22 protein-coding genes are annotated in these 25,708 nt (G+C 64.0%); 4 read left to right on the top strand and 18 right to left on the bottom strand.

Annotated features, from left to right (window positions below; all coding sequences use genetic code 11):
• Positions 1-218: 218 nt before the first annotated feature.
• The 7 genes from AC1RR3_RS14750 to glpD form a co-directional block, all read right to left on the bottom strand.
• Entirely contained in the window at positions 219-1,961 is a 1,743-nt protein-coding gene (locus AC1RR3_RS14750; RefSeq protein WP_492824225.1) for an ABC transporter substrate-binding protein, read from the bottom strand.
• A gap of 130 nt (positions 1,962-2,091) precedes the next feature.
• A complete protein-coding gene (locus tag AC1RR3_RS14755) occupies positions 2,092-2,421 on the bottom strand; it encodes a DUF2160 domain-containing protein (RefSeq protein ID WP_492823730.1) in 330 nt (109 codons plus the stop codon).
• A 9-nt stretch (positions 2,422-2,430) separates the two neighbouring features.
• Positions 2,431-3,237 carry a carbohydrate ABC transporter permease gene (locus AC1RR3_RS14760; RefSeq protein WP_270167620.1) on the bottom strand — a complete coding sequence of 269 codons (807 nt, stop codon included), beginning with the start codon at positions 3,235-3,237 and terminating at the stop codon, positions 2,431-2,433.
• Positions 3,237-4,139, bottom strand: a complete 903-nt coding sequence (locus tag AC1RR3_RS14765; RefSeq protein WP_008137745.1) for a carbohydrate ABC transporter permease — start codon at positions 4,137-4,139, stop codon at positions 3,237-3,239. Before AC1RR3_RS14765 ends, AC1RR3_RS14760 begins: the two co-directional genes overlap by 1 nt.
• On the bottom strand, positions 4,139-5,224 hold the full coding sequence (locus AC1RR3_RS14770; protein ID WP_492823733.1) for an ABC transporter ATP-binding protein: 1,086 nt from the start codon (positions 5,222-5,224) through the stop codon (positions 4,139-4,141). Before AC1RR3_RS14770 ends, AC1RR3_RS14765 begins: the two co-directional genes overlap by 1 nt.
• A gap of 12 nt (positions 5,225-5,236) precedes the next feature.
• Positions 5,237-6,373: an ABC transporter ATP-binding protein gene (locus AC1RR3_RS14775; protein WP_492823735.1), complete on the bottom strand. Its 1,137-nt coding sequence runs from the start codon at positions 6,371-6,373 to the stop codon at positions 5,237-5,239.
• Positions 6,370-7,920, bottom strand: coding sequence for a glycerol-3-phosphate dehydrogenase (glpD, locus tag AC1RR3_RS14780; RefSeq protein WP_492823737.1), 1,551 nt, complete (start codon positions 7,918-7,920; stop codon positions 6,370-6,372). The genes AC1RR3_RS14775 and glpD overlap by 4 nt, the downstream gene beginning before the upstream one ends.
• A gap of 231 nt (positions 7,921-8,151) precedes the next feature.
• On the opposite strand from glpD, the gene AC1RR3_RS14785 reads away from it, so the two are divergent.
• Both AC1RR3_RS14785 and AC1RR3_RS14790 read left to right on the top strand, forming a co-directional pair.
• Positions 8,152-8,436, top strand: coding sequence for a type II toxin-antitoxin system Phd/YefM family antitoxin (locus AC1RR3_RS14785; protein ID WP_492823739.1), 285 nt, complete (start codon positions 8,152-8,154; stop codon positions 8,434-8,436).
• Complete coding sequence (locus AC1RR3_RS14790) at positions 8,433-8,858, top strand: type II toxin-antitoxin system VapC family toxin (RefSeq protein ID WP_492823741.1); 426 nt, start codon at positions 8,433-8,435, stop codon at positions 8,856-8,858. The genes AC1RR3_RS14785 and AC1RR3_RS14790 overlap by 4 nt, the downstream gene beginning before the upstream one ends.
• A 4-nt stretch (positions 8,859-8,862) precedes the next feature.
• On the opposite strand, the gene AC1RR3_RS14795 is transcribed toward AC1RR3_RS14790, so the two are convergent.
• Both AC1RR3_RS14795 and AC1RR3_RS14800 read right to left on the bottom strand, forming a co-directional pair.
• Positions 8,863-9,708 (bottom strand): DeoR/GlpR family DNA-binding transcription regulator, encoded by an 846-nt coding sequence (locus tag AC1RR3_RS14795; RefSeq protein WP_492823743.1) that lies wholly within the window; start codon positions 9,706-9,708, stop codon positions 8,863-8,865.
• Between the two features lie 92 nt (positions 9,709-9,800).
• Positions 9,801-10,487 (bottom strand): HAD family hydrolase, encoded by a 687-nt coding sequence (locus AC1RR3_RS14800; protein WP_492823745.1) that lies wholly within the window; start codon positions 10,485-10,487, stop codon positions 9,801-9,803.
• Positions 10,488-10,641: 154 nt separating this feature from the next.
• Here AC1RR3_RS14800 and AC1RR3_RS14805 point away from each other — a divergent pair, with 154 nt between their 5' ends.
• Positions 10,642-11,094 (top strand): nuclear transport factor 2 family protein, encoded by a 453-nt coding sequence (locus tag AC1RR3_RS14805; protein WP_492823747.1) that lies wholly within the window; start codon positions 10,642-10,644, stop codon positions 11,092-11,094.
• A 219-nt stretch (positions 11,095-11,313) separates the two neighbouring features.
• Here AC1RR3_RS14805 and AC1RR3_RS14810 read toward each other — a convergent pair whose 3' ends face one another.
• The 9 genes from AC1RR3_RS14810 to AC1RR3_RS14850 all read right to left on the bottom strand — a co-directional run bounded on the left by AC1RR3_RS14810 (position 11,314) and on the right by AC1RR3_RS14850 (position 23,890).
• Entirely contained in the window at positions 11,314-11,505 is a 192-nt protein-coding gene (locus tag AC1RR3_RS14810) for a hypothetical protein (protein ID WP_492823749.1), read from the bottom strand.
• A gap of 221 nt (positions 11,506-11,726) precedes the next feature.
• Entirely contained in the window at positions 11,727-12,137 is a 411-nt protein-coding gene (locus AC1RR3_RS14815; protein ID WP_492823751.1) for an acyl-CoA thioesterase, read from the bottom strand.
• Between the two features lie 21 nt (positions 12,138-12,158).
• Positions 12,159-14,255: a 3-hydroxyacyl-CoA dehydrogenase NAD-binding domain-containing protein gene (locus AC1RR3_RS14820; protein ID WP_492823753.1), complete on the bottom strand. Its 2,097-nt coding sequence runs from the start codon at positions 14,253-14,255 to the stop codon at positions 12,159-12,161.
• 2 nt (positions 14,256-14,257) lie between these two features.
• Positions 14,258-15,541, bottom strand: a complete 1,284-nt coding sequence (locus AC1RR3_RS14825; protein ID WP_492823755.1) for an acetyl-CoA C-acetyltransferase — start codon at positions 15,539-15,541, stop codon at positions 14,258-14,260.
• Positions 15,541-17,808 (bottom strand): acyl-CoA dehydrogenase, encoded by a 2,268-nt coding sequence (locus AC1RR3_RS14830; RefSeq protein ID WP_492823757.1) that lies wholly within the window; start codon positions 17,806-17,808, stop codon positions 15,541-15,543. The genes AC1RR3_RS14825 and AC1RR3_RS14830 overlap by 1 nt, the downstream gene beginning before the upstream one ends.
• A 264-nt stretch (positions 17,809-18,072) precedes the next feature.
• Complete coding sequence (locus AC1RR3_RS14835) at positions 18,073-18,696, bottom strand: flavin reductase family protein (protein ID WP_492823759.1); 624 nt, start codon at positions 18,694-18,696, stop codon at positions 18,073-18,075.
• Between the two features lie 136 nt (positions 18,697-18,832).
• Positions 18,833-19,432, bottom strand: a complete 600-nt coding sequence (locus AC1RR3_RS14840; protein ID WP_492823761.1) for a TetR/AcrR family transcriptional regulator — start codon at positions 19,430-19,432, stop codon at positions 18,833-18,835.
• A gap of 33 nt (positions 19,433-19,465) precedes the next feature.
• Positions 19,466-22,603, bottom strand: a complete 3,138-nt coding sequence (locus AC1RR3_RS14845) for an efflux RND transporter permease subunit (RefSeq protein ID WP_492823763.1) — start codon at positions 22,601-22,603, stop codon at positions 19,466-19,468.
• A gap of 180 nt (positions 22,604-22,783) precedes the next feature.
• Entirely contained in the window at positions 22,784-23,890 is a 1,107-nt protein-coding gene (locus AC1RR3_RS14850) for an efflux RND transporter periplasmic adaptor subunit (protein ID WP_492823765.1), read from the bottom strand.
• A gap of 298 nt (positions 23,891-24,188) precedes the next feature.
• Between AC1RR3_RS14850 and AC1RR3_RS14855 the strand changes: the two genes are divergently transcribed.
• Complete coding sequence (locus AC1RR3_RS14855) at positions 24,189-25,673, top strand: outer membrane protein (RefSeq protein WP_492823767.1); 1,485 nt, start codon at positions 24,189-24,191, stop codon at positions 25,671-25,673.
• Positions 25,674-25,708 lie beyond the last annotated feature (35 nt).

Consider the following 25,708-nt stretch of genomic DNA (forward strand, 5'->3'; position numbering starts at 1 on the left):
GTGAGTCAAGCGGGGGCGTTCGCTCGATATCGAGAGAGAGCGCGGAAGGTTTCGCGGTTTCGTCATTGCGAGCGCAGCGAAGCAATCCAGAGTCCCTCCGCGGGAACAGTCTGGATTGCTTCGCTGCGCTCGCAATGACGGGGGAGACAGCGGGGCGACACAACACAAAAGAAAAAGGCCGGGATTGCTCCCGGCCTTTCGTCGTTATGAGACGTTGCTTACTGCAACGAGGCGCGCTTGGGCGGGGTGGCCGGCCACGACTTGATCAGCGTGTCGTAGTCAACCGTCTCGCCCTTCGGCTTCTCGTTGGCGAGCTTGCGCTGCGGAGCAATCGTGCCGTCCTTCTGGGCCTTGGCGAACCAGAACTCGGCCGACTCCTTCTTGTGCAGCTTCGGACCGCAGGCGCCCTGCACGCCGGACTTCTCCAGACGCTCCATGACGGAGTCCTGGGCGGCGGCAAGCGAGTCCATCGCGGCTTGCGGCGTCTTCGCACCGGACGACGCATCGCCGATGTTCTGCCACCACAGCTGCGCCAGCTTCGGATAGTCGGGCACGTTGTTGCCGGTCGGGGTCCACTGCACGCGCGCGGGCGAACGGTAGAACTCGACCAGACCGCCGAGCTTCGGCGCACGCTCGGTGAACGACTTGTCCCAGATGTCGGATTCACGAATGAACGTGAGACCGACATGGCTCTTCTTCAAGCTGACCGTCTTGGAGACGATGAACTGGAGATACAGCCAGGCTGCCTTGCGGCGATCCGCCGGAGTCGACTTCAGAAGCGTGAGCGAGCCCGCGTCCTGGTAGCCGAGCTTCATGCCTTCCTTCCAGTACGAACCGTGCGGCGACGGAGCCATACGCCATTTCGGCGTACCGTCCGCGTTCATCACGGCGATGCCCGGCTTCACCATGTCGGCGGTGAAGGCGGTGTACCAGAACATCTGCTGGGCGATGTTGCCCTGTGCCGGCACCGGACCCGACTCGGAGAAGGTCATGCCCTGAGCCTGCGGCGGGGCATACTTCTTCATCCACTCCAGATACTTGGTGATCGAGTAGACCGCGGCGGGACCGTTGGTGTCGCCACCACGCTCCACGCTCGAGCCGACCGGACGGCAGCCTTCCATGCGGATGCCCCATTCGTCGACCGGCAGACCGTTCGGAATGCCCTTGTCGCCGTTACCGGCCATCGACAGCCAGGCGTCGGTGAAACGCCAGCCGAGCGAGGGGTCTTTCTTGCCATAGTCCATATGGCCGTAGACCTTGACGCCGTTGATCTCCTTGATGTCGTTCGTGAAGAACTCAGCGATGTCCTCATAGGCCGACCAGTTCACGGGCACGCCGAGCTCGTAGCCATACTTGGCCTTGAACTTGGCCTTGTAGTCGGGGTTGGTGAACCAGTCGTAGCGGAACCAGTAGAGGTTGGCGAACTGCTGGTCGGGCAGCTGATAGAGCTTGCCGTCCGGCGCGGTGCCGAACGACTTGCCGATGAAGTCGTTGACGTCGAGCTGGGGATCGGTGACGTCCTTGCCCTCGCCTGTCATGTAGTCCGACAGCGCGATGGTCTGGCCGTAGCGGAAGTGCGTGCCGATGAGGTCGGAATCGTTGATCCAGCCGTCATAGACGTTCTTGCCGGACTGCATCTGGGTCTGCAGCTTCTCGACGACGTCACCTTCCTGGATGATGTCGTGCTTGAGCTTGATGCCGGTGAGCTCGGAGAACGCCTTGGCCAGCGTCTGCGATTCGTATTCGTGGGTCGTGATGGTTTCGGAGACGACGTTGATCTCCATACCCTTGAAGGGCTCGGCAGCCTTGGCGAACCACTCAAGCTCCTTCTTCTGGTCTTCCTTCGACAGCGTCGAGGGCTGGAATTCCGCAATCCACTTCTGGATCGTGGCGTCGTCGGCGGCGCGGACCGGCGCCGAGACGGCGAACGACACCGCAACAAGCGCGGCGACGCTGGACATGGTCAGAAAGCTATTCTTGGTCAATGGACGTTCCCTTCTCCTAAACTGTCGCATGTTGTTCCTCCGTTGCAGCGACAAACTTTTATACAGACCCGGATTGCCTCCGGATCTGGCCGTTCCTTCGCGAGCTTCAGACCGTGCGGAAAATAAGCGCGGCCGTGACCAGCGAAATTCCTGATGCGAGCCACAGGCTCGAGATTTCAAAACCCTCCTCGCCGATCGGCAGCGTAGCGAGCGCGTCGGTGCCGATGAAGGCGATCCACAAGAGGTGAATAACCGCCGCCGTGATCAGCGAGACGAACAGGCGGTCGCCGCGCGTGGTCGGAATACGTAGCCCCCCGACGCGCTCGGCCTCGGGATAGACCGCGGCGAGGTACGTCATGACCGCGAGCGTGCAGGCGAGCGCGGCGAAGAAGATCGCCGTCGGCAGTGTCCAGGCCATCCATGCGATGGATTCCATAAATGCCTCCTAGACGCGACCGAGCGCGAAACCGCTCGCGATGTAATTGCGGACGAACCAGATCACGAGCGCGCCCGGAATGATGGTGAGGACGCCGGCGGCCGCCAGCAGTCCCCAGTCCATGCCGGCCGCCGACACCGTGCGCGTCATGATCGCGGCGATGGGCTTGGCCGAGACCGAGGTCAGCGTGCGCGCAAGCAGCAGCTCGACCCAGGAGAACATGAAGCAGAAGAAGGCGGCGACGCCGATGCCGCTCGCGATCAGCGGCACCAGGATCTTGATGAAGAAGCGCGGGAACGAATAGCCGTCGAGGAAGGCGGTTTCGTCGATCTCGCGCGGCACACCGGAGACGAAGCCTTCGAGAATCCAGACCGCCAGCGGAACATTGAAGATGCAGTGCGCGAGTGCAACGGCCCAGGGCGTGTCAAAGAGCCCGATCGCCGAATAGAGGTTGAAGAACGGCAGCGCATAGACTGCGGCCGGCGCCATGCGGTTCGACAGCAGCCAGAAGAACAGATGCTTGTCGCCGAGGAAGCGGTAGCGCGAGAACGCATAGGCCGCCGGCAGCGCCACCGAGATCGAGATGATGGTGTTGAGGACGACGTATTCCAGCGAGTTGATGTAGCCGGAATACCAGCTTTCATCGGTGAAGATGCGCTTGTAGTGCTGCAGCGTCGGAGCGTGCGGCCACAGCGTCATCGTCGAGACGATCTCGGCGTTGGTCTTGAAGCTCATGTTGACGAGCCAGTAGATCGGCAGCAACAGGAAGATCAAAAACAGCGCCATGATGACGCGACGGCCGGGGATCGAGTGCATCACGCGGCTCCTTCCTGCGGCTTCCGCTCAGCGCCGGCATTGGTCATGACGGTGTAGAAGATCCAGCAGACGATCAGGATAATGAGGTTATAGACCAGCGACAGCGCGGCGGCCTTGCCGAGGTCGAACTGGCCGAGCGCGATCTTGACCAGCTCGATCGACACGAAGGTGGTGGAGTTGCCGGGCCCGCCGCCGGTGACGACGAACGGCTCCGTGTAGATCATGAAACTGTCCATGAAGCGCAGCAGCACCGCGATCAGCAGCACGCGGTTCATCTTCGGCAGCTGAATCGCCTTGAACACGGCCCAGCGCGAGGCGCCGTCGATCTGGGCAGCCTGATAATATGCCTCCGGGATCGACTTCAGGCCGGCATAGCAGAGCAACGCAACGAGGCTGGTCCAGTGCCAAACGTCCATCACGATGACCGTGACCCAGGCATCGATGTCGTTGGAGACGTAATTGTAGTCGAGGCCGATGTGGTTGAGGACATAGCCCATCAGACCGATGTCGGGCCGGCCAAAAATCTGCCAGATCGTGCCGACCACGTTCCACGGAATCAACAGCGGCAACGCGAGGATGACGAGGCAGGCCGCGACCGTCCAGCCCTGGCGCGGCATCGACAAAGCGATGACGATGCCGAGCGGCACCTCGATGGCAAGGATCACCAGCGAGAAAAACAGATTACGTCCGAGCGAGGCGAGGAAGCGGCCGCCGAGATCGGTCGAGGGATCGAGCAGCTCCTTGAACCAGCCGACACCGTTCCAGAAGAACTGGTTGTTGCCGAAGGTATCCTGCATCGAATAATTCACCACCGTCATCAGCGGCAGCACCGCCGAGAAGGCGACGACCAGGAACACCGGCAGCACCAGGAACCAGGCTTTTTGGTTGACGGTCTTGTCCATCAGGCGGCTCCCTCCACCAGAAGGCTGTCGGCATAGACGTGGACGTGCGACGGATCGAATTTCAGGCCGGCGCTGCCGTCGGAGCTGGTGAAGCCGTTGGGCGCGCGTGCCGCGAGCTTGGCGTCGCCGACGCGGACGCGCGCGAAGCGGATACGGCCGAGATCGTCGATACGCTCGATCTTTGACGCGAGCAGGCCCGGTGCGGGCGCGACGGCGTCGACGAACTCCGGACGCACGCCGATCTCGATCTTGGCGCCCGCGGGCAGATTGTCGTAAGCGCGGTTGAGCGCGATGACGTGGCCGTCGATGCGGGCCTCGCGTCCCCTCACCTCGGCCGGAATGATGTTCATGCCGGGCGAACCGATGAAATAGCCGACGAAGGTGTGGGCCGGCTTGTCGAACAGCTCAGCCGGCGTGCCGCTCTGCACCACGCGGCCATCATGCATGACGACGACGGTGTCGGCGAAGGTCAGCGCCTCGGTCTGGTCGTGGGTGACGTAGATCATCGTGAGGTCGAGCTCGCGATGCAGCGCCTTCAATTTCGAACGCAGCTGCCATTTCAGCTCGGGATCGATCACCGTCAGCGGCTCGTCGAACAGCACGGCGGCAACGTCGGAGCGGACCAGGCCGCGGCCGAGCGAGATTTTTTGCTTGGCGTCGGCCGTGAGGCGCGTCGCCTTGCGATTCAGATAGGGTTCGAGGTCGAGCAGCCGGCCGATCTCGGCGACGCGCTTGTCGATCTCGGCCTTCGGCACGCCGCGGTTCTTCAGCGGAAACGCAAAATTCTGCCCCACCGTCATGGTGTCGTAGATCACCGGAAACTGGAACACCTGGGCAATGTTGCGCTTCTGGGTTGACAGCGGTGTGATGTCCTGGCCGTCGAACAGGATTTTCCCCCGCGACGGCGTGATGATGCCGGAGATGACGTTGAGCAGCGTGGTCTTGCCGCAGCCGGACGGTCCGAGCAGCGCATAGGCGCCGCCCTGTCGCCAGGTCATCGTGACCGGCTTCAGCGCAAAGCTGTCCTGCGGCGCATTGTTGCCGCCGTAGGAGTGGGCGAGATCGACGAGGTCAATGCGGGCCATGGCGCATCTCCCTCACGAGCTTTGACTTGTTGACGCGTTTTCTTCACGCGAACCGCTACGCACTTCGCTTGAAAACGCTACGGGCGCCGCGACGAGGCGATCGGCCGCGTCGAACACAAAAACGTCGTTGGGATCGAGCACGGCATCGAGCGTCTGGCCAGGCTCGAACTCGTGCACACCGTGCAGCACCGCCACCCAGTTCGATCCGTCGCGAGTCAGGTGCACAAAACTCTCCGAACCGGTGATCTCGGTCACCGTGACAGTGGCATGGAAGGCATGGCGGTCAGTCTCGCCATTGGCGAGCGCGAGCTGATGGGCGCGAAAGCCGACACGATAGGCGCCGTCGGCGAGAGTGGAATAGAGACCGGACGCCGGCGCAGCGATGCCGCCCGCATATTGCACGGAGCCGTTCTTCTTCTCGATGCCGACGAGGTTGAGCGGCGGATCGGAGAACACCTGGGCGACCCGCAGCGTCTGCGGCCGGCGGTAGACGCTCGGCGTCTCGCCGATCTGAAGCGCCCGGCCCTCCCACATGCAGACCGTGTTGCCGCCGAGCAGCAGCGCCTCAGTCGGCTCGGTGGTGGCATAGACGAAGATCGCGCCTGAGGCCTCGAAGATGCGCGGCAACTCGGTGCGCAGCTCTTCGCGGAGCTTGTAGTCGAGATTGGCAAGCGGTTCGTCGAGCAGCACGAGATCGGCGCCCTTCACCAGCGCGCGCGCCATCGCGGTGCGCTGCTGCTGGCCGCCGGAGAGCTGCAGCGGCGTGCGCTTCAGGAACGGCTCGAGCCGGAGCAGCCTGGCTGCTTCCGCGACACGCTTCTCGATCTCGTCGCGCGGCTTGCCCTGCACGCGGAGCGGCGAAGCGATGTTCTCATAGACCGTGAACGAGGGGTAATTGATGAATTGCTGATAGACCATCGCGACCGAACGCTGGCGCACGTCGACACCGGTGACGTCCTTGCCATTGACCAGCACCTTGCCCGATGTCGGCTTGTCGAGGCCGGCGAGCAGCCGCATGATCGAGGTCTTGCCCGACAGCGTCGGCCCGAGCAGCACGTTGAGCGTGCCGCTCTCGAGCGTCAGCGAGACATCGCGGATGTGCTCGATACCGTCGACAGTCCGGGTCACGTGATCGAGTGTCACGGTCATGAGCGTCCTCCCGCTTCCAGCAGGGGACTTTGCGGCACGGCGTGGGTCCTGATCCAGTCGTCAAGCGCCGCGATCTCGTCGGCGGATAGTCGCAGGCCGAGCTTGGAGCGGCGCCAGACGATGTCCTCGGCGGTGACGGCCCATTCATGGGCCATGAGGTAGCGGACCTCGCGCTCGGTGAGCGTCGCGCCGAAGGCCTGGCCCATATCAGTTGCTGATTTCGCATCGCCGAGCAGTTTTGAGGCGCGGGTGCCATAGGCGCGTGCAAGCCGCCTTGCATGCCCGTGACTGAGGAAGGGATAGCCGCGCTGAAGCTCGGCAATCAGGCCATCGACATCGGACACACCCATGTCGCCGCCGGGCAGCGGCCATTTTCCGGTCCAGCCCTCGCGCGCTTTCGCACTGCGCAGATAGGGCGAAAGCCGCTCCAGCGCCTCTTCGGCAAGGCGGCGATAGGTCGTGATCTTGCCGCCATAGATCGACAGCAGCGGCGAGCCGCCGGGCGTGTCGAGCTCGAACACATAGTCACGGGTCGCGGCCTTGGCTTCGCTGGCACCGTCGTCATAGAGCGGACGCACGCCGGAATAGGTCCAGACCACGTCGTCTGACGTGACTGGCTTCGCCAGATATTCGCTCGCGGCCTTGCAGAGATACTCGATCTCCTCCGGCGTCGCCTTCACCTTGGCGGGGTCGCCTTCATAGTCGCGGTCGGTGGTACCGATCAGCGTGAAATCATCCTGGTACGGGATCACGAAAATGATGCGACCGTCGGCGTTCTGGAACATGTAGGCGCGATCGTGGTCGTAAAGCTTTTTGACCACGATGTGCGAGCCCTGCACCAGGCGCACTTTTGCTTTCGCGTTGACGCCGGCGCCGCGGCCGAGCACGTCTTCGACCCAGGGGCCGCCGGCGTTGACCAGCGCCTTCGCCCGGACCTGCGAGCGCGCACCGGTCAGCGTGTTGACCGTGCTGACGGTCCAGACGCCATCGGACTGCTTGATGTCAGTCGCACGGGTGCGGGTCCGGATCTCGGCGCCCTTGTCGGCGGCATCGCGCGCGTTGAGCACGACGAGGCGGGCGTCATCGACGAAGCAGTCGGAATATTCGAAGGCGCGGCTGTAGCGATTCGGGATCAGCGGCTTGCCAACCTCGTCGCGCCCAAGGTCGACCGAGCGCGTCGCCGGCAAGAGATGGCGGCCGCCGATGTGGTCATAGAGGAAGAGGCCGAGGCGCAGCAGCCAGGCGGGGCGAAGGCCGGCGTGATGCGGCAAAACGAAACGCAGGGGGCGAATGATGTGGGGCGCGATGCCCCAGAGGATCTCGCGCTCGATCAGCGCCTCGCGGACCAGCCGAAACTCGTAATATTCGAGATAGCGCAGGCCGCCATGCACCAGCTTGGTCGACCAGGACGACGTCCCGCTCGCCAGATCGTTCATTTCGCACAGGAAAACCGTGTTGCCGCGGCCCACCGCGTCGCGCGCGATGCCGCAGCCGTTAACACCGCCTCCAATGATGGCGAGATCGAAAATACGCTCCAACAGACGCATCCCCCGACGACCGCTCGTTCCTTCGCGCGGCTACTTTCACTTTTGATTAGATCATACCAAAAAGCGAAAGCAAGATGAAAGAGAGGCGACGAGAAGTGAAAGAGGAACTTTTTAAGTAGGCAACGGCCGCGGAAATAAGCAATTTGGACAGCAATTCGAGGAGCCGCAGCGCACTTGAATCGTCCGCTTCGCAGAATTATAGTCAAAGTAGTCATATTGGTTCTTGCTCACATGGCCGACAGCAACACCGCGCCCGACTCGCTTCCGACTGATGACATCTGGACGCTCGCCAACGCCAAGGCGCGGCTGTCCGAGGTGATCGACCGCGCCCAAACCGGCCCGCAGGTCATCACCCGCCACGGCAAGCCAAATGCGGTAGTCGTTTCCGCCGAGGAATGGGCGCGCAAAGTCACACGCAAAGGCACGCTCGCCGAATTCCTGCTGGCATCGCCGCTGCGTGGCGCCGATCTCGCACTTGAGCGCGTGCACGACGCGCCACGCGACGAAACGCCGTGAACCTCCTGCTCGATACCAACGTGCTGTCGGAGGTTCAGCGGCCCTCGCCTTCGCCAAAAGTTCTGGCGTGGCTTGATACAATCGATGAGGATCGCGCGTTCATCAGCGTTGCCTCGATCGCCGAGCTTCGGCGCGGCATCGCATTGCTGGAAGATGGCCGCCGGCGCACAGCACTGGCGGCGTGGCTTGCCCACGATCTACCGACGCGGTTTGCCGAACGTGTGCTACCGATCGACCACGCCGTGGCGGAGCGCTGGGGCGACTTGATGGCTCAGAGCCGCAGAAGCGGCGTCGCATTGTCTGTCATGGACGGCTTCTTTGCGGCGACTGCCCTTGCGTACAGCCTCACCCTCGTCACACGCAACATGAAGGAATTTGCCGCGTTCGGCGTCGCGTTGCTCAATCCATGGGACGACGTGTAAAACCCTATCTCAGCCTTACCACCGGGGCGACTTCCGGGACCGCATCCTGTACCTCGGCCTGCGCATCATCGATATCCGCCCCCTTCGGCATCGCCGCCATCACCTCGATGCCCTTGCTGTGGCAGATGGTGGCGAGGCGCTCGGGCAGTTCCTGGTCGGTCACGAAGGTCTGGATCTGGGTCATGTGCGCGATGCGCACCGGCGCGCTGCGGCGGAGTTTTGTGGAATCGGCAACCAACATGACGCTGCGGGCGTTGGCGATGATGGCCTGGGCCACCTGCACCTCGCGATAGTCGAAGTCGAGCAGCGCGCCCTCCTCGTCGATCGCGGATGCGCCGATGATGGCGTAGTCGACCTTGAACTGGCCGATCAGCTGCGTCGCGGTGGAGCCGACCACGGCGCCGTCCGCGCGCCGCACCGTGCCGCCGGCAACCACCACCTCGATGCGGGGATGGCGGTAGAGCAGCATCGCGACGTTGAGATTGTTGGTGATGACGAGGAGGTCCTCGTGCGAGGTCAAAGCGCTCGCCACCTCCTCGGTCGTGGTGCCGATGTTGATGAAGAGCGAGCAGCCGTTCGGGATCAGCGATGCGGCGGCAGCACCAATGGCCTTCTTCTCGTCGGCGGCGACGAAACGGCGCGCCTCGTAAGCGAGGTTCTCGACGCCGGAGGCGATGATGGCGCCGCCATGGATGCGGGTCAGCGAGCGGCGCTCGCAGAGATCGTTGAGGTCCTTGCGGATGGTCTGCGCCGAGACCTCGAATTTGCGCGCGAGCTCTTCGACCATGACGCGGCCGGAAGCGCGCGCGATGTTGAGGATTTCAGCTTGGCGATGGGTTAGTCCAGTCACGGCAATGGCCTCAAATCAGGAAGGCGCATGGTGCGGCGGTTCGCGCGATCGGTCAATGCGCGCGCCGATCACGGTTAACGGACGAGGCCTCCTCACCAAGCCATCGCAGCAGCGAGGCGCGCAAGCAGGTCCGGATCGTCGAAGGCGCTGGCGGAGGCGATAGCGCCTGATGCAACAAGGTCAGCATGGCTGAGGCTGGTCCGGATGCCGATGGTCGGAATGCCGGCGGCGGTCGCCGACTGCACGCCGGTGCGGGAGTCCTCGAACGCGATCGAGGCTATTGCGCTGGCGCCGGCAAAGCGCAGCCCTTCCTGATAAGGCAGCGGGTGCGGCTTGCCATGCGCCAGCTCTGCACCGATCACGAGCGCCTTGAAACGGTGCCCGATGCCGAGGCCGGAGAGCAGCAGCTCGGCGTTGAGACGCGGTGCGTTGGTCACGGCGACCATGGGAATGCCGGCCGCGTCCGCCCGGTCGAGCAGTGCCATCAGGCCCGGCAACGGCTCGATCTGCCCGGCCACCAGCGCGCGGAAGACTTCCTCCTTCTCATCCAGAATCAAGGCACGCTGTTCTGGCGTCTCATCGGGCAGAAAGCGTTCGCCGATCGATACATTGGCAAAACCTTGCAGCTCCCTGGAGAAGCGCGCGTGATCGAAGACATGGCCGCGAGGACCGAGCACCTGGTTGAAGGCCTTCAAGTGCAGCGGATCGGTGTTGGCGAGCGTGCCGTCGATGTCAAACAGCAATGCCCTGCTCGTCTCCTTGCCGAGAGCTTCGATCATTTCCGTACTTTCCAGAATGTGCGGCGCATCAATGCGAAAGACGTATCAATACAGCCTCCATCGCGCAATGACGCAGGTGCATGACCATCACGCGACACTCGACAAAGTCGCGCGCGGCTGCAACACTCGCTCCAAGATCAAAAAGGAGGAAACGATGACGATCAACCGACGCGATCTGGCTCTCTCGACTTTGGCTGTCTCCGCGCTCGCCCTCACATCACCCGTGCTCGCGGCCTCGGCAGACGAAGAAGCCGTGGCGAAGAAGGTCGAGGCCTTCCGCCTCGCCCAGATCGCGGCCGACCCGAAGGCGCTCGGCGCACTGTGCGCGGACGAGGTGAGCTACAGCCATTCCAACGGCCGGGTCGAGGACAAGGCGACCTTCGTCACCAATGCCACCGACGGCAAATCAAAATTCCTGTCGATCGAATACCAGGACCCGACCATCAAGGTCGTCGGCCCCGCCGCGATCGTGCGCTTCCACTGGGTCGCGGAACAGGAAATGGTGGCCGATGGGAAAAAAGTGCCGACCAACCTTCACATCCTGATGAACTGGCAGAAGCAGGGCGACGACTGGAAGCTGTTGTCGCGGGCCGCAACGAAGTTGTGATTGAGAGTGTGTCCCCTCTCCCCTTGTGGGAGAGGGTGGCTCGCCGCGTAGCGGCGAGACGGGTGAGGGGTTCTATCCGCGAGTGGATCTCTCACAGTTGAATTCGCTGAAACAACCCCTCATCCGGCGCCATAGCCGAAGCTCCGCTTCGGCGTTCTTAAGAACGGCGGTCAAAGGCCGCCTATGCCACCTTCTCCCACAAGGGGAGAAGGAAGGAAACTACGCCGCTTCCCTCACATCGCCGTTAACCAGCTTGCGCGCGGCGCGCTCGGCTTCGCGGGCGTTGCGGAAGACCTGGCCTTCGAGACGGTTGAATTGGTGGGACGAAGCGAAGAAGCAGTAGCCTTCCTGGCCGCGAACGACGATACCCGCGGTCTGTGAATTGACTTCGATGATGTAGCTGTCCGGCATGGCCCGTGGATTCCTCAATGCGGGCAAATAACGACAACTCTGCCCAAAGGTTCCTCAGGCAAATCGGCCGTTTCCACCCCGAATCGACACGCAATTGAGTACGCCGGGACCTCATCCGTTTTATGACTTGTTCTTGGCGAAGACGCGACGCGATGACTCACGTGCGCCGCGATTGGTAGGGCCGCATATCTTCGTGAGATGGGACGCAAAGCCCCGCGCGGTTACGTCGCGACCGTTGTGTCGGTGGAACGCACTTCTTGCGGCCGGCCGTGGTCGTCGATCGAGACGTAGGTGAAATTGCCGTCGGTCACCAGAAACGGATGTTCCTCCCTGCGGCGCAACGCCCACGCTTCGAGATGCACGGTCATGGACGTACGCCCGACACGCACGAGATTGGCATAGACGGAAACGAGATCGCCGACATAGACGGCCTTGCGAAAGTTCATCGCTTCGATCGCGACGGTCACGGTGCGCGACTTCGCCACTTTCGATGCAAAGACACCGCCGCCGACGTCCATCTGGCTGAGCAGCCAGCCGCCGAAGATGTCGCCGTTGGCGTTGGTGTCGGCGGGCATCGCCAGCGTGCGGATGCAGAGATCCCCGCTCGGCCCGGTATTGACCTGTTCGTTCATGCCTCTCTCACTTGAGATTGCTCACTTGAAATTGTTCCAGCCCGCGTCCGGCGCAAACCGTCCGCCGAATCGATCGGCGAGTTCACGCAAGGTGGACACGACATTATCCACCCCGCGCGTGCGCGCATAGTTCAACGGGCCGCCGCGGAACGGGGCATAACCCGTGCCGAAGATCATGGCGCCGTCGACCGCATCGGGATCGTCGACGATGCCCTCCCGAAGCGCCGCGACGCAGACATTGGACATCGGCAGCACCAGGCGGTCGATCATCTGGTCGTTGACGCGCGGGCCGGTGTCGGGCAGCGGCGCCTTTTCGGCCTTGCCATCCTTCCAGGTGTAAAAGCCCTTGCCGGTCTTGCGGCCGAGTTCGCCCCTGGCGACCTTCTCGCGCAGCCAGGCCGGCGTCGGCGGCAAGAGATCGCCGAACTTGGTGCGCAGCATGTCGCCGACGTCCAGGCAAATATCGAGGCCGACCTGATCGGCGAGCTCGATCGGCCCCATCGGCATGCCGAACTGCTCGGCCGCGGCGTCGATCAGGCGCTGGTCCGTTTTCTCGTCCAGCATCACCATGGCTTCCAGCATGTAGGGCGTCAGCGCGCGGTTGACGAGGAAGCCGGGCGAACTCTTCACGGCGAGCGGCAGGCGGTCGATCGCGCCGACGAAGGCGAGCGCTTCCTTCAACACTTGCGGATCGTTGCCGTCATGGCTGACGACCTCGACCAGTTGCAGCCGCGACACCGGATTGAAGAAATGCAGGCCGACCAGCCGCTCCGGCCGCGCCAGCGTGGTGCGCAGGTCCTGAAGCGGAATGCTCGACGTGTTGGTCGCAAGGATAGCACCCGGCTTCATCTTCGGCTCGAGGCCGGCATAGACCTTCTGCTTCAGCTCCAGCTTTTCCGGGACCGCCTCGATGATGAGGTCGGCATTGCGGACGCCCTCGCCATCCATGTCAGGCATGAGGTGATCAAGCGCGTCACGCACCTCGGTGGGCTTGCGGATGATCTTGCCGTAAAGCTCGGCCGCGCGCTTCACCGCGCCCGCGATCGGCTCGGCCTTCATGTCCGCGAGCGAGACCCGCAGCCCCTGCCCCGCACACCAGGCTGCGATGTCGCCGCCCATGGCGCCGGCGCCGATGACGTGGACGTGCTTGATGGTGTTGCCGGAGCCTGCCGTCTTCTTCATCTGCTCGCGCAGGAAGAACACGCGGATCAGATTCTGCGCGGTCGGCGTTACCATCAGCTTGGCGAACGAGGTCTGCTCGGCTCTCAGCATGGCGGCCTTGCTGCCGCCATGGGTCTCCCAGAGATCGATCAGCGCGTAGGGCGCAGGATAGTGCTCGCGGGATGCGGCCTTCGCTGCCTCCGCCCGCATCCGCTTGGCCAGCAGTCCACGCACCGGTCCGAGATTGGCGGCGCGCGTGAGCAGGCCAGGCTTGGCCCGCTTCAACCGACCGAACAGCACGTCCTTCACGGCATTGCGGACGTGACGCTCCTGCGTCACGGTATCGACGAGGCCGAGCGATCTGGCACGGCGCGCGTCGATGGTCCGCCCCGTCAGCATCAGCGCCATCGACTGCGTGGGATTGACCAGCGCGGTGAAACGCGCAGTGCCGCCGAGGCCGGGATGGAGACCCAGCATCACCTCCGGGAAGCCGAAGCGCGCACCATCGATGGCGATGCGCGACTGGCAGGCGAGTGCGACCTCGAGTCCGCCGCCGAGACAGAAGCCATGGATGACGGCGACTGTCGGCAGCTTCAGCGCCTCCAGATGATCCACCACCGCGTGCGCGGCGCGGATGCGCGTCTCGACCATTTCGGGATCGGACGCGCCGCGAAATTCGTTGACGTCGGCGCCGGCGATGAAGCCGGACGGCTTTGCCGAGCGGATGACGAGGCCGGCGGGACGCTCGGTCTCGATCGCCGCGAGCGTGGCGTCGAACTCCTCCATCACGTCCGACGAGAGCGTGTTGGCACTGGAAGCGGCGCGGTCGAACAGCAGCCAGGCGACGCCGTCGGCATCGCGCGTCAGCTTGAAGTGTTTGTACGGGCTGTCGGCCGCAGGCTTGGGCCCGAGCGTCAGCACGCGGTCGCCGAGCGCGGTCATGATCTTCGACTCCATGATCACACCGCCTCGATCAGCATGGCGCCGCCGAGCCCACCGCCGATGCATTCGGTCGCGACGCCGCGCCGCGTGCCGAGCCGCTTCATCGCATTGACGAGATGCAGCACGATGCGGTTGCCGGAGGTGCCGACGGGATGGCCGAGCGAGATCGCGCCGCCATCGACATTGAGCTTGTCGCGATCGATCTCGCCGGCTGCGCCGTCGAGGCCAAGAATCTCGCGGCAGAATTTGTCGTCGTTCCAGGCGGCGAGACAGCCGAGCACCTGCGTCGCAAAGGCCTCGTTCAGCTCCCAGGTCTCGACGTCCTGAACCGTGAGGCCGTTGCGCTGAAGCAGCGGCGTCGCCGACATCACCGGGCCGAGCCCCATGATACTGGGATCGAGCGCAGCCCAATTGCTGTCGACGATGGCGGCCTTCGGTGTCAGCTTGTGCTTGGCGACCGCCGCGTCGGAAGCGAGGATCACCCAGGAGGCGCCGTCGGTGATCTGCGAGGAATTTCCGGCGGTGACCTGGCCCCACGGGCGCTCGAACACCGGCCGAAGCTTTGCGAGCGTCTCGGCTGTCGAGTCTGGCCGCACGCCATCGTCGTGATCGAAGAATTTGCCGTCGCGGGAGAAGGCGGTCTCGACCTCACCCTTGAGGAAACCTTCGGCCTGCGCGTGCGCCAGGCGGCGGTGGCTCTCGGCGGCATAGGCGTCGGACTGCGCGCGGGTGATCCCGAAGAGATGGCCGACGACTTCGGCGGTCTGGCCCATGTTCAAGTCGGTGATGGGGTCGGTCAGCCCGCGCTCGAGGCCAATGATCGGCTTGAGATAACGCGGCCGCAATTTGAAGGCCGCGCCCAGCTTCGCGGCAATCCCCTTGGCGGTGGCAAGGCCGGCGAACCAGCGCACCCCGGAATTCGGCCAGACCAGCGGCGCGTGGCTCAGTGCCTCGGTGCCGCCGGCGAGGATCATGTCGGCATGGCCTTCGCGGATGTAGCGGTAGGCGGTGTCGATCGACTGCATCCCCGAGCCGCAATTGATCTGCACGGTGAAGGCGACCATGTCCTCGACCATGCCGAGCCGGAGCGCCGCGACGCGCGCCGGGTTCATCTCGTCGGCGATGACGTTGACGCAGCCCAGGATGACCTGGTCGAAATCATCAGGCGCAAACGGCTGGCGCGCCAGCAGCGGCCGGCCGCATTGCACGGCGAGATCGACCGGCGTGAACGGGCCAGGCCCCGAACGCGCCTTCAAAAACGGCGTCCGGCTGCCGTCGACGATGAAAACCGGTCGTGCCATCAGCTCGCCGCCCTCTGTTCACCGAGTTCCTGGAAGAACTGATGCACATCTCCGGTTTTCTTGTAAATCGGCGACAGCGCCTCCGGCGCAAAATCGTCGACCTCGATCACTTTTGTGACGGCGTCGTGAGCGGCGGCGAGCTGCTCGCCCTCGGCCTGCGTGATCACGCCCTTGGTGACGGCGTCCTTCCAGTCGCGGATGTGCGCCGCGCGCATGCGCTTGGCGATCGCATCAACGCTGGTGACCAGCTTGAACGCGCGCTCCAGCCGGGCAAAGCCGCCGTCATCCTCGACATGCGCAAGGTCGGGCGTCAGGCGGTCGCGCGCGGCGGACGGCTCCAGCACGAGACTGGCGCATTGATGCACGACGCGGTCGGACGGGCCGAGCACGCGGGCGCCGAAGGGCTGCACCACGAGCTTGAGGATGACAGCGACGAAACGGTTCGGCAGATTGGCGAGAATTTCGGCAAGCCTGACCTCGATGGTTTTGAAGCCGGTCGCCATGCACCATTCCAGCGCGGCAAAATCCTCCTTCTGCCGGCCCTCGTCCTGCCATCGCTTTAGCGCGGCCGACAGCAGATAGAGCTCGGAGAGAATGTCGCCGAAGCGTGCCGACAGCATCTCCTTGCGCTTGAGCGCGCCGCCGAGCGTGAGCAGGGCCATGTCGGCGCAGAGCGCAAACGCCGCGGAGTAGCGCGAGAGCTGGCGATAGAACGGCGTCGCATCGCCCGCGTCGGGCGCAAGCGCGAAGAAGCCAAAGGTCCAGCTCCGGCCGAAGGCGCGGAGCAACGTATTGAAGCTGTGGCTGACGTGCTTCCAGAACGTCTTGTCGAAGGTAGTCAAGCCGCGCTCGCGATCGGTATCGGCAAGCGCGTTCATCTCGTCGAGCAGATAGGGATGCGCGCGGATCGCGCCCTGCCCGAACACGATGAGATTGCGGGTCAGGATGTTGGCGCCCTCGACCGTGACGCCGACCGGCACAGCACGGTGCAGATTGCCGAGATAGTTTTGCGGACCGTCGATCACGGCCTTGCCGCCGTGGATGTCCATGGCGTCGTCGACCGCGGTTCGCATCCGCTCGGTCGCGTGCAGCTTCATGATGCCGGAGATGACGGCGGGATGGACGCCGGCATTGAGCGCTGCGCAGGTCAGCCGCCGCGCCGCGTCGAGCTGATAGGCGGTCGCAACGATGCGCGCGAGCGGCTCCTCGACGCCCTCGAATTTCGAGATGGAGATGCCGAACTGCTCGCGGATGCGGGCATAGGCGCCGGTGGTGCGCGCGGCATAGGCAGCGCCCGCGGCCGAGAGTGAAGGCAGCGAGATGCCGCGGCCAGCCGCGAGCGCCGTCATCAGCATCTTCCAGCCTTGCCCGAGCCGCTCCTGGCCGCCGATGACGTAGTCGAGCGGAATGAAGACGTCGTGGCCCCAGTTCGGACCATTCTGGAACACCTGCATCGAGGGCAGATGACGATGGCCGATCTTGACGCCGGGCAGATTGGTCGGGATCAGCGCGACGGTGATACCGAGCTCGTCCTGATCGCCGACCAGATGATCGGGATCATAGGCCTTGAAGGCAAGGCCAAGCAGCGTCGCGACGGGGCCGAGCGTGATGTAGCGCTTGTGCCAGTTGAGGCGGAGGCCGACGACCTCACGGCCCTCGAAGACGCCCTTGCAGATGATGCCGGTGTCGACCATCGAGGCGGCGTCGGAGCCGGCTTCCGGGCTGGTGAGGCCGAAGCAGGGAATGTCGCGGCCATCGGCGAGGCGCGGCAGCCAGCGCTCCTGCTGCTCCTTGGTGCCGAAGCGCATCAGAAGCTCGCCGGGGCCGAGCGAGTTCGGCACCATCACCGTGACGGCGGCTGCGATCGAGCGGGTCGAGATTTTTCGAACCACTTCCGAATGTGCGTAGGGCGAGAAGCCGAGGCCGCCAAACTCCTTCGGGATGATCATGCCGAAGAATTTTTCGCGCTTGACGAAGGACCAGACGTCCTGCGGCAGGTCGCGCCATTCCCAAAAGATCTTCCACTCGTCGAGCATGGCGCAGAGCGCGTCGACGGGACCGTTGAGGAAAGCCTGCTCCTCGCCGGTCAGCGTCGCCTGCGGCACCTTGAGCAGCTTCGTCCAATCAGGGTTGCCGGTGAAGAGATCGGCGTCCCACCAGACGTCGCCGGCCTCCAGCGCCTCGCGCTCGGTGTCGGACATCGCCGGCAGCACGCCGCGCGCCCAGGAGAAGATCGGCTTGGTGATTTTGTCGCGGCGGAAGCTCATGGCGGACCTCATGCAACGGCGCGGAGACAGGGTATTTTAGCGGAAAGTGGCGGGCGGAAGGGAACACTTCGCGCGCAAAAAGAAGCGAATTGACGCGGCCGGGCGGCCGCCCCGGGGACCATAACGGTCGGGGCGCGGGGGCAGTTCCGGGAGGAATAAGGAGCGGTAGCCCGGATGGAGCAGAGCGCAATCCGGGGAAATCTATCAGCGAGATGAGAATCCCGGATTTCGCTGCGCTCCATCCGGGCTACAGGAGCGACCGGATCAATCCGGCCGCTTCATCTCGAACATGTTTTCCGGCTTGATCTCGAAATAGTCGCCCTGGCGGCCGGCGCGCACGATCGGGCGGGCGGCGGCAGTCTGGTAGACGCCGTCCTTGATCATGGCCTTGTCGATATGCACGGCGACGACCTCGCCCAGCGTCAGCCAGGCGTCGGTCTCCTTGCCGTTGGCGCCCTTGAGGCGGACGATGTCGGAGACCTTGCACTCGAACGCGACGGGGCTCTCGGCCACGCGCGGCACGTTGACGAGCTTGCCGGGTACGGCGGTGAGGCCCGCGATCTCGAATTCGTCGACTTCAGGGGCGACATGCGCGGCTGTCGCGTTCATGTGCCTGGCCAGATCCATGGTGGCGAGATTCCAGACGAACTCGCCGGTCTGCTGGATGTTCTCGACCGTGTCCTTCCAGTTGGTGGAGGAGAAGCCGATGATCGGCGGCACGTAAGCGAACGCGTTGAAGAAGCTGTAGGGCGCGAGGTTGACGTGGCCCTTGGTGTCGCGCGAGGAGATCCAGCCGATCGGCCGCGGCGCGATGATGGCATTGAAGGGATCGTGCTTGAGGCCGTGGCCCTTGGAGGGCTCGTAGAAGTAAAGGTCTTTGTCGGTCACGCGCTTGCTTCTCCGCTTTCCGTCATTCCGGGGCGGTCCGCAGGACCGAACCCGGAATCTCGAGATTCCGGGTTCGCGCTTCGCGCGCCCCGGAATGACAGGCCATGCAGCTTATAGGGGGAAACCCGCGGTCCCGTCAGTGGCGCGGCGACAGACCCGCGATGACGAAATCGATCATCTGGTCGATGGTCGGGCCCGGCTTGGTTGCGCACTGGGCGATCATCTGGGGGTGGAAGAAGCGCATCATCGCGGTGCAGGCGCACATGGAGGCCAGTTGCAGATCCGGCGCCTCGAACTCGCCGGAGGCGGCGCCTTGCGCGATCATCTGGCCGATCGTCGTGGTGATCAGCTCCATATGGGCGATGCAGACGTCCCAGTCTTCCTGCATCGCGATCTCGACCATCTCGTGCAACTTGTTGTCGCCGACATAACGCTCGGTGTTCATGCGATGAACGGTGGTGAGCAGTTCGCGGAAGCGCGGGAGCACCGGACCGGGCCTCGCCACGATCCGCTGCGCCTCGAGCTCGACCTCGCCCATCAGCGAACGGGCCACCGCCTGGTGAATCGCCTTCTTCGATTCGAAGAAGCGATAGACGTTGGCGGGGCTCATCCTGAGCTCCTTGGCGATGTCCCCGACCGTGGTCTTCTGGTAGCCGATCTGGCGGAACAGCCGCTCGGCCACCTCGAGAATACGGTCCCGGGTGTCGCCTTCGATATGTTCCGAAATAAGGGCCATCAGTCAGGACTCGCTGGTCAGCAGTCTTCTCATTTATTCAGCCGCTTCAGCAAGCGGAATTGCGGGATGCTCATCGCTGCCATGCTGCGACGCAGCGGACTGATCGGGAGTCCCCGCCTCATCCAGGCTCTTCCTGAACCAGAGGGCATAGAGGCCCGGCAGGTACAGGAGGGTCAGGAAGGTCGCGACGAACAAACCGCCCATGATGGTGATCGCCATCGGTCCCCAGAAGGCCGAGCGCGACAGCGGGATCATGGCCAGGATGGCGGCAAGCGCCGTCAGCACCACCGGGCGGGCGCGGCGGACGGTTGCCTCCACGATCGCCTCCCGGCGCGTCAAGCCATGAGAAACGTCGGTCTCGATCTGGTCGACCAGGATGACCGTGTTGCGCATGATCATGCCGGCGAGCGCGATCAGGCCGAGCAGCGCCACGAAGCCGAACGGGGCGTTGGCGACGTTGAGCCCGAACGAGGCACCGACGATGCCGAGCGGCGCGGTCAGGAACACCAGAATCAGGCGCGAGAAGCTCTGCAGCTGGAACATCAGCAGCGTCAGCATCACCATGACCATCAGCGGGAAGAGGATGAAGATCGAGGCATTGCCCTTGGCGGATTCCTCGAACGCGCCGCCCGGCTCGATGCGGTAGGCCGGCTCGAGGTTGTCCTTGATCGCCTTCAGCTTCGGCGTGATCTGGCCGGTGACGTCGGGCGCCTGCACGCCATCGACGACGTCGGAGCGCACGGTGATGGCCATGTCGCGGTTTCGCCGCCACATGATCGGCTCCTCGTGAGCATATTCGATCTTGGCGATCTGCTGGAGCGGCACGGCGACGCCGTTACGCGAGGTGATGGTGAGATCGCCGACGCCGCCGAGGTCGAGGCGTTCGGAGCCGACCGCACGAGCGACCACGCCGACCTTCTCGATGCCGTCGCGCACGGTCGTGACCTGCGAGCCAGAGATCAGCAGCGCGAGTGCCTGCGAGACGTCCTGCGGGGTCAGGCCCATGGCGCGGGCGCGGTCCTGGTCGACGACGAGCTTGAGGTAAGGCGACTGCTCGTTCCAGTCGAGCTGGACGTCCTTGACGTTCTTGTTCTCCCGCATGACGTCGCGGACCTGGTAGGCGATCTCGCGCACCTTGTTGGCGTCGGGACCGATCACGCGGAACTGGACCGGAAAGCCGACCGGCGGACCGAAGTTGAAGCGATCGACGCGCACGCGCGCCTCCGTCAGCATGCCGTCGGCGACCGCGCCCTCGATCTTGGCCTTGACGCGCTCGCGCGCCTCGACGCCCTTGGCGACGATGACGATCTCGGCAAAGGCCTCGTTCGGAAGCTGCGGATTGAGGCCGAGCCAGAAGCGCGGCGAGCCCTGGCCGACATAGGACGTATAGGTCTCGATGTCCTTGTCGTCCTTCAGCAGTGTCTCGGCCGTCTTCACGGCCTTCTCGGTCACGTTGAAGGCGGTGCCTTCAGGCAGACGCAGCTGGAGGAACAGCTCGGGCCGCTCCGACAGCGGGAAGAATTGCTGCTGAACATGGCCAAAGCCGACGATCGAGGCGGCGAAGATTCCGACGGTCGCGACCACCACTGTGATGCGGTGATTGACGCACCATTGCACGATGGCGCGCAGGCCGCGGTACATGCGGGTCTCGTAGACCGCGTGCGGATCGTGGTTGTGGTGCACCTTGATGTTGGGCAGCAGCATGACGCCGATATAGGGCGTGAATATCACCGCCACGAACCAGGAGGCGACCAGCGCGATCGCCACGATCCAGAAGATGCTGCCGGCATATTCGCCGACCGCGGAATTGGCAAAGCCGATGGGGAGGAAGCCAGCGGCCGTGACCAGCGTTCCCGTGAGCATCGGAAACGCAGTTGATTCCCAGGCAAAGGACGCCGCACGCATGCGGTCCCAGCCCTGCTCCATCTTCACCACCATCATCTCGACCGCGATGATGGCGTCGTCGACGAGCAGGCCGAGCGCGATGATCAGCGCACCGAGCGTGATGCGGTGCAGGTCAAGCGACATCGTGTTCATGACGACGAAGACGATGCCGAGCACCAGCGGCACCGACAGCGCGACCACGATGCCGGTGCGCCAGCCGAGCGCGAGGAACGACACGAACAGCACGATGACGAGCGCTTCCATGAAGGAGTGCACGAACTCGCCGACGGCATGCTCGACGACCTTCGGTTGGTCAGCGATCAGCTTGACGTCGATGCCCTGCGGCACGGCCTTCATGAACTCGGCCGTCGCCTTCTCGACCTCCTTGCCGAGATCGAGGATGTTGGCGCCCTTGGCGGTGACGACGCCGATGCCGATCGCAGCCTTGCCTTCCTGGCGCACGATGAAGCTCGGCGGGTCGACATAGCCGTGGGTGACGGTGGCGATATCGCCGAGGCGGAACACGCGCCCATTGCTCTCGACCGGCGTTTCGGCAACGGCCTTGGCGCCGTCAAGCGCGCCGGTGACGCGCAGCGGCACACGCTGCGACGAAGTCTCGACCGTGCCGGCCGGCGTCACGTTGTTCTGCTTGGCAAGCGAATCGAACAGCGCCTGCGGCGTGATGCCGAGCGTGGCGAGCTTGGCGTGGCTGAACTCGACGAAGATGCGCTCGTCCTGATTGCCGTAGACGTCGACCTTGGTCACGCCGGGCACCTTCAGCAGGCGCTGCCGGAATCCTTCAGACACCTTCTTGAGCTGGGCGTAATCGGCGCCGTCGCCGGTCATCATGTAGAGGATGGAATCGACGTCGGAGAACTCGTCGTTGACGACGGGTCCGAGGATCCCCGAAGGCAACTGGCCCTGCACGTCGGCGAGCTTCTTGCGCAGCAGGTAGAAGAGATACGGCACGTCCTTCGGCGGCGTGGAGTCGCGGAAGGTGACCTGGAGCGCGGTGAAGCCGGGCTTGGAATAGGTCTGCACCTTCTCGAAATAGGGCAGCTCCTGGATCTTCTTCTCGATGGGATCGGCGACCTGCGCCTGCATCTCCTGGGCGGTCGCGCCGGGCCAGAGCACCGAGACGTTGACCACCTTCACGGTGAAGAACGGATCTTCGGCACGGCCGAGCTTCTGATAGGAGAAGAAGCCGGCGACGCCGAGTATGAGCATCAGGAACAGGACCAGCGTCGGATGGCTGACGGCCCAGGCCGAAAGGTTGAAGCGCTTCATCGCTCTCTCCGGAAGACGATCCAGTTGCAAAAAAAGACAGCCGCTCTGTTCAATCCGTCGTCGCGAGGCAGCGAAGCAATCCAGGGGGCTGGGCAGGTTCTGGATCGCTTCGCCGCTTCAGCCCAGGCATTTGCGCTCGGGCCGAAACTCACCTCACACGACGTAACTCGTAGGAACTTGTTAGAACGACAGTGACGAGACGACCCGCACCCGCTGGCCGGGATCGAGCTTCTGCACGCCGAGGGCGACGATCTTGGCGCCCTCTTCGACACCGCTGGTGATGATGACGTCGTTGCTCTCGTAAGACTTCACCACGACCGGCTTCAGCGTAACGCCGCCATTGTCGTCAACGACGTAGAAGGACGGCTTGCCGCCTTCGTTGAACAGCGCCGACAGCGGCAGCCGCGCGACGCGCTCGGTGGCGGCATCCGACAGCGTCAGCGTCGCGGTCATACCGAGCGAAACCTTGTCGTCGGCTTCGGGCAGCGAGAATTTTGCAAGATAGGTCCGCGTGGCAGAATCCGCCGTGGGCGCGATCTCGCGCAGCTTGGCCGTATATTTCTTGCCCGGCTCCGACCAAAGAGTGACGCTGGCGGCGCCCGACTTGGCACGTCCGACCAGCGTCTCAGGGATCGCGACGACCGCTTCCTTCTCGGCAAAGCGGGCGACACGGATCGAGGTCTGGCCTGCGGCAACCACCTGGCCGGGCTCGATCAGCGTTGCGGTGACGACGCCACGGGCGTCGGCGTTCAGCGTCGCGTAGGAAAGGGAATTCTTGCTCAGTTCGAGCGCGCGCTCGGCGCGGTTCAGGCGTGCACGGGCCTCGTCGGCGCTTGCACGGCTCGAATCCATCTGCGCGTCGGTCGTCCAGCCCTTGGCCTTCAGATCCTTGGCGCGCTGCTCGGCGGCGGCGGCCTGCGCCAGCACGCCGGTGGCGGCGGTCTGTTCGGCAAGGGCCTGCTCGGCCTGGAGCTTCAGGTCGATCTCATCGAGGGTTGCGAGCGGCTGGCCGATCTCGACGGTCTGACCGACCTCCACAAGACGTTTCGCAACCTTGCCGGCGACACGAAAACCGAGATCGCTCTCGATCCGCGGCCTGATGGTGCCGACGAAGCTGCGCTCGGGGGTCTCGGCATCATAATGCGCGGTCGCGACCAGAACCGGTCGCGGCGGTTCAGCTTTTTCAGCAACGGTATCATTGCACCCAGCTAGGGCGGCGGCCATCAGGGCCAGCGACACACCCGCCAAGAGCTTGGAATAGCTCGCTAAAACTGACCGGACGAACATCGAAGGACACTCCTGCCGCTGCAATGAGAGGAATGTCGACTAATCACTGATGAAAGTCAATAATCGTCAGTCATCAGAAATCTGTGATCGTTAACGGGTGGTAAGAATCAGGACGGTCGCTTCTTCGGACATGTTTGGAAACACGTGCACCGCGAAACAAGGGTCCGAGTGTGGCGGCTCCGACACAGTGAATCCCTCAGTCCTTTGCTATGTTCACTAGCGTGTATTGCGCCTGCGAAATTTAAAGTTGGAAATGGGAATCTCAGCCAAGACAACGTTTGCTGCCGCAGCTGTCTTCGTGGCGACGATTTCCTCCGTTGCGGCGGCAGATTTGCCGGTCAAGGCCCTTCCGCCACCTCCGCCGGGTTGGACCGGTCCGTACGGTGGCATCGTCGGTGGCTATGGCACCGGTTCTTCCGATCAAACCGATCCTGGCCCGATCCCGCTTCCTGTCGGTGGAGGGGGTGGTGGAGCTGGAGACGGGCATTACACGCTCAGCGGCGGCCTGGCCGGCGGCACCCTCGGCTACAACTGGCAGCGCGGGAGCTGGGTCTACGGAATCGAGGGTGATCTGGCCTGGGCCAATCTGAGTGGCCGATCGGACACCTGCGGCGCCACCACTGCGACACCCCACCCCTGCGGAACGAACCTGAACGCGTTCGGCACTTTTCGGGGTCGCCTGGGATACGCGGCGGGAGATCAACGCGACTGGCTGTTGTACGTCACTGGCGGCGTAGCCATCGGCGACGTCAGGGGCTGGGATGCGCTGACCCCCGCCAGCGGCAATGACTGGCGCGCCGGATGGACGGCAGGCTTAGGCGTCGAAAAGGCTTTCGGCCCGCATTGGACCGCCAAGCTCGAATACCTCCATGCCGATCTCGGCAACGCGCAAGTCTTCAATTACACACCGGGCGTGCCCGAAAGCGTCAGCTTCAAGGCCGACATCATCCGCGCCGGTGTCAATTACCGCTTCGGTCCAGCGCCGCGACCGTACGGCGCCGCGCAGACGTCGACCGCCGCCAGCAACTGGAGCGGCTGGTACGTCGGCGCGAATGCCGGTTATCTCGATGGTGCCAACCGCATCAACACGGACGCGACGGTCATCTCGACCAGCACCACGCTGGTAACCGCGCCGGCAATGGCGGCCGCAGCCACGGGCGTGCTTTCGACCGGAAACGGCGGGTTTATCGGCGGCTTGCAGGCGGGCCACAACTTCACGCTGTCGCCGACGTGGCTTGCCGGCTTCGAAGTCGATTTTCAGGGTTCGACGCTGCGCGGATCGGCCGTCAGCACAAACGCGGTGGCGGTCGATACGCTTGCCGGACCCGGCACCGGCACGTTCGTGACCAGCATCGCGACATCGCGCGCGCTCGACTATCTCGGCACCGTTCGCGCCCGCCTTGGCGCGGCGGTGACGCCGAACCTGCTGGTCTATGCGACCGGCGGTCTTGCCTATGGCCGCGTGCGATCGAGCGCGTCGCTGATCCAGACGACGGCCGTCGGCAGCGTACCGACAGTGTCGACCGCCGGCTCATTTTCCGACAACCGGGCCGGCTACGCCGTTGGCGCCGGCGGCGAATGGATGCTCCTCGGCAAGTGGAGCCTGAAGGGCGAGTATCTCTATTACGATCTGGGGTCGGCCAATTACGGCATTGGCGGCTACGGCATCGACGAAGGCCCGACCTCCCTTCCCGGATTTGGCGTGGCCGGTATCGCAGCATCCACCCGCGTGCGCTTCAACGGCAACATCGCCCGGTTCGGTCTCAACTATCATTTGAACTGAGACCGGTTTTGGCAACCGCCGCGCGCCGCTCCAGA

It is taken from the genome of Bradyrhizobium sp. GW821-FHT13H05 (genome assembly GCF_058804065.1).

Coding starts and splice junctions, on each gene's coding strand:
- AC1RR3_RS14840 (WP_492823761.1), bottom strand. CDS start 19,432: ATGGCCCTTATTTCGGAACATATCGAAGGCGACACCCGGGACCGTATT.
- AC1RR3_RS14805 (WP_492823747.1), top strand. CDS start 10,642: ATGACGATCAACCGACGCGATCTGGCTCTCTCGACTTTGGCTGTCTCC.
- AC1RR3_RS14815 (WP_492823751.1), bottom strand. CDS start 12,137: ATGAACGAACAGGTCAATACCGGGCCGAGCGGGGATCTCTGCATCCGC.
- glpD (WP_492823737.1), bottom strand. CDS start 7,920: ATGCGTCTGTTGGAGCGTATTTTCGATCTCGCCATCATTGGAGGCGGT.
- AC1RR3_RS14770 (WP_492823733.1), bottom strand. CDS start 5,224: ATGGCCCGCATTGACCTCGTCGATCTCGCCCACTCCTACGGCGGCAAC.
- AC1RR3_RS14850 (WP_492823765.1), bottom strand. CDS start 23,890: ATGTTCGTCCGGTCAGTTTTAGCGAGCTATTCCAAGCTCTTGGCGGGT.
- AC1RR3_RS14765 (WP_008137745.1), bottom strand. CDS start 4,139: ATGGACAAGACCGTCAACCAAAAAGCCTGGTTCCTGGTGCTGCCGGTG.
- AC1RR3_RS14810 (WP_492823749.1), bottom strand. CDS start 11,505: ATGCCGGACAGCTACATCATCGAAGTCAATTCACAGACCGCGGGTATC.
- AC1RR3_RS14820 (WP_492823753.1), bottom strand. CDS start 14,255: ATGGAGTCGAAGATCATGACCGCGCTCGGCGACCGCGTGCTGACGCTC.
- AC1RR3_RS14800 (WP_492823745.1), bottom strand. CDS start 10,487: ATGATCGAAGCTCTCGGCAAGGAGACGAGCAGGGCATTGCTGTTTGAC.
- AC1RR3_RS14750 (WP_492824225.1), bottom strand. CDS start 1,961: ATGTCCAGCGTCGCCGCGCTTGTTGCGGTGTCGTTCGCCGTCTCGGCG.
- AC1RR3_RS14845 (WP_492823763.1), bottom strand. CDS start 22,603: ATGAAGCGCTTCAACCTTTCGGCCTGGGCCGTCAGCCATCCGACGCTG.
- AC1RR3_RS14830 (WP_492823757.1), bottom strand. CDS start 17,808: ATGAGCTTCCGCCGCGACAAAATCACCAAGCCGATCTTCTCCTGGGCG.
- AC1RR3_RS14825 (WP_492823755.1), bottom strand. CDS start 15,541: ATGGCACGACCGGTTTTCATCGTCGACGGCAGCCGGACGCCGTTTTTG.
- AC1RR3_RS14775 (WP_492823735.1), bottom strand. CDS start 6,373: ATGACCGTGACACTCGATCACGTGACCCGGACTGTCGACGGTATCGAG.
- AC1RR3_RS14755 (WP_492823730.1), bottom strand. CDS start 2,421: ATGGAATCCATCGCATGGATGGCCTGGACACTGCCGACGGCGATCTTC.
- AC1RR3_RS14785 (WP_492823739.1), top strand. CDS start 8,152: ATGGCCGACAGCAACACCGCGCCCGACTCGCTTCCGACTGATGACATC.
- AC1RR3_RS14760 (WP_270167620.1), bottom strand. CDS start 3,237: ATGCACTCGATCCCCGGCCGTCGCGTCATCATGGCGCTGTTTTTGATC.